The sequence below is a fragment of the Teichococcus deserti genome (assembly GCF_001982615.1).
GTDB classification, from domain to species: domain Bacteria; phylum Pseudomonadota; class Alphaproteobacteria; order Acetobacterales; family Acetobacteraceae; genus Pseudoroseomonas; species Pseudoroseomonas deserti.
The window spans coordinates 1-2,684 of sequence record NZ_MLCO01000439.1 but is presented as its reverse complement, the minus strand read 5'-3'; the positions used below and the strand labels follow the sequence as shown (position 1 = coordinate 2,684).

The 2,684-nt window shown below is 72.7% G+C and carries 2 protein-coding genes and 1 pseudogene; all 3 read right to left on the bottom strand.

The window, feature by feature from the left end; all coding sequences use genetic code 11:
• A pseudogene (locus BKE38_RS28630) lies at positions 1 to 462 on the bottom strand (hypothetical protein); the annotation flags it as partial.
• 32 nt (positions 463 to 494) lie between these two features.
• Positions 495 to 1,886: a S41 family peptidase gene (locus BKE38_RS28625; RefSeq protein WP_242662609.1), complete on the bottom strand. Its 1,392-nt coding sequence runs from the start codon at positions 1,884 to 1,886 to the stop codon at positions 495 to 497.
• A 239-nt stretch (positions 1,887 to 2,125) separates the two neighbouring features.
• A complete protein-coding gene (locus BKE38_RS28620) occupies positions 2,126 to 2,662 on the bottom strand; it encodes a murein hydrolase activator EnvC family protein (protein WP_083747939.1) in 537 nt (178 codons plus the stop codon).
• Between the last annotated feature and the right edge of the window lie 22 nt (positions 2,663 to 2,684).

Below are 2,684 nucleotides of genomic sequence, written 5' to 3'. Positions count from 1 at the left end.
TAATGAGACGGCGAGCGGCGAGTGCGACAGGCGTAGGATCGTCGGCAGCGGCAGAGGTGTATAAGGGGCAGCCGCGCGGCCGCCGCCCGCGCCCGTCGCAACCGCCCCGGGCCGCGGGGCCGGGGCGGCGCTGGCCGCGCGGTCCGGGGCGGTTGCGACGGGCGCGGGCGGCGGCAGCGGGGCGGCGGGGCTGGCCGGGGGCAGGCTCTGCACCGCGGCCAGGCTGCGGCTGGGGGCGGCGGCTTCGGGCGGGCCCAGGCGGTGCAGGGTGGCGATGGTGCAGGCGGCGCCGCCAAGGACCAGCAGCCAGAAGCCGCCCAGCGCGCGCCAGGCCAGGCGGTTGCCCGGATCGGGCGCGGCGGCCATCGGAATGGTGGCGAGCGCCCTGCTGGGCGCCGCGCCGATGCGGCTGGAGGCGGCGGCGCCGGAAGCGGCTTCCCCGGAACGGTTCGAGGTCGCCATGCCGGCGTCGCCTTCCTTCTAGCCGGCCAGGGTCACCGCGCCGCGCGGCGCTGCGGGTCGGCGGTCGACCAGGCGCGCAAGAGACCCGCGGCCTGCTGCAGCTGGAAGTCGGTCTCCGGCTTGGTCGGGTCGAAGGCCGGCGCGCCCTCGGGCGGCAGGCGGCTGACCTTGTCCTGCACGCCGGCGGGCAGGTTCAGCGGCGGCAGCGGCGGCGCTTCGGTGCTGCCATTGGTGCCGTTGTCGTTGCGCAGCGCGCGGCGCAGATCGGCCTCGCGGTCGCGCAGCGGGGCGTTGCCTTCCTCGCGGGTGGCCAGCACCTCGATGTCGGGCGTGATGCCGGTCGCCTGGATCGAGCGGCCGGACGGCGTGTAGTAGCGCGCGGTGGTCAGGCGGATGGCGCCGTTGCCGGGGATCGGCATGACGGTCTGAACCGAGCCCTTGCCGAAGGACTTGGTGCCCAGCACCACGGCGCGGCGGTGGTCCTGCAGGGCGCCGGCGACGATCTCGGAGGCCGAGGCGGAGCCGCCGTTGATCAGCACGATCACCCGCAGACCGTCGGCGATGTCGCCCGGCTTGGCGTTCCAGCGCTGCGCGTCGTCGGCGCGGCGGGCCCGCGTCGAGACGATCTCGCCGCGCTCCAGGAAGTCGTCGGAGACCTGGACGGCCTGGTCGAGCAGCCCGCCCGGGTTGTTGCGCAGGTCGAGGATGATGCCCTTCAGGTTGTTGCCGGCCTGCTGGCGCAGCGTGCTGACGGCGCGGCGCAGCGCGCCCTCGGTCTGCTCGTTGAAGGAGGAGAGGCGGACATAGCCGACATCCTCGCCCTCCATGCGGAAGCGGGCGACCTGCGGGCGGATCACGTCGCGGGTCAGGCTGAGCTCGATCGGGGATTCGGTGCCGGGGCGGCGGATGGTCAGCTTGATGCTGCTGCCGCGCTCGCCGCGCATCTGCTCGACCGCTTCCTGCAGGGTCAGGCCCTGCACCGAATTGCCGTTCAGGTGGGTGATCAGGTCGCCCGGCTTGACGCCGGCCTTGGCGGCGGGCGTGTCGTCGATCGGGCTGATGACCTTGACGTAGCCGCCTTCCTGGCTGACCTCGATGCCGAGGCCGCCGAACTCGCCGCGGGTCTGCACCTGCATGTCGCGGAAGGAGCGGGCGTTCATGTAGCTGCTATGCGGGTCGAGGCCCTGCAGCATGCCGTTGATCGCGGATTCGATGACCTCGCGGTCGTTCACCGGCTCGACATACTCGGCGCGGACGCGCTCGAAGATGTCGCCGAACAGGTTCAGCAGCCGGTAGGTCTCGGCGCGGTTGCCGGCCTCCTGGGCGAAGGCGGACACCACGGGCGGCATCACCACCGGGCCGAGCACGGTGCCGGCGACGAAAGCCGCCCCCACCACGCCGACCATGCGCATCTTAGGCTTCATGCGGTGACCCCTCATGCCGGTCAACGATCCTTCTGCCGCGAGCATTCGACGGCCTAGCGAGACACCTTAGAGCGGCTTCCTGTGCAAGGGGCAAATTGAAACCTTTTTCGACAATCACGTGTGCCGCAATTCGCCGTCGCGATGCGAGGTTGCTGGTCCAAGATTGCCCCAGCCTGCCAGAAATTCACTGCCAGGCGGCATCCCGCGGCCGAGCATGACCTAAACTTAACCTCGAAGCCTCAGCCACGCGAGCGGAACCAGCCCTTCGGATCGGCCGGCGTGCCGTTGCGCCGCAGCTCGACATAGAGCGAGGCGCGGCCGTTTTCCTCCGCCGCGCCGAGCTGGCCGACCGGCTCGCCGGGCAGCACCCGGGCGCCGGTCTCGGCATCCAGGCGGTCCAGGCCGGCCAGGACGAAATGCACCCCGCCGCCGCAATCGACGATCACCAGCTTGCCGTAGGAGCGGAACGGGCCGGCGAAGGCGATGCTGCCCTGGCAGGGGCTGACCACGCGCGCCCCGGCGGGCGCCGCATAGGTCAGGCCGCGGGCCGGGCCGCCGGCGCCGCTGTCGCCGAAATCGCGCGACAGCGTGCCGGCCACGGGGACGGCGCGGCCGCCGCTGGCCGAGGGCGCCGGGCCCGGGGCGGGCAGCGCGGCCTGGCGGGCGGCTTCCAGTTGCCGGGCCTGCTCGCGCCGCTCGACCGCGGCCTGCTCGGGGGGGAGCGGCTCGCGCCGGGCTCTTATACAAATCTCCGAGCCCAAGAGACTAGCGGTCATAGCGTAAGCCGGCCGCTGCTTG

Bases quoted from the DNA above. Each gene is read 5' to 3' on its own strand.
- BKE38_RS28625 (WP_242662609.1), bottom strand. From the start codon at position 1,886: ATGAAGCCTAAGATGCGCATGGTCGGCGTGGTGGGGGCGGCTTTCGTC.
- BKE38_RS28620 (WP_083747939.1), bottom strand. From the start codon at position 2,662: ATGACCGCTAGTCTCTTGGGCTCGGAGATTTGTATAAGAGCCCGGCGC.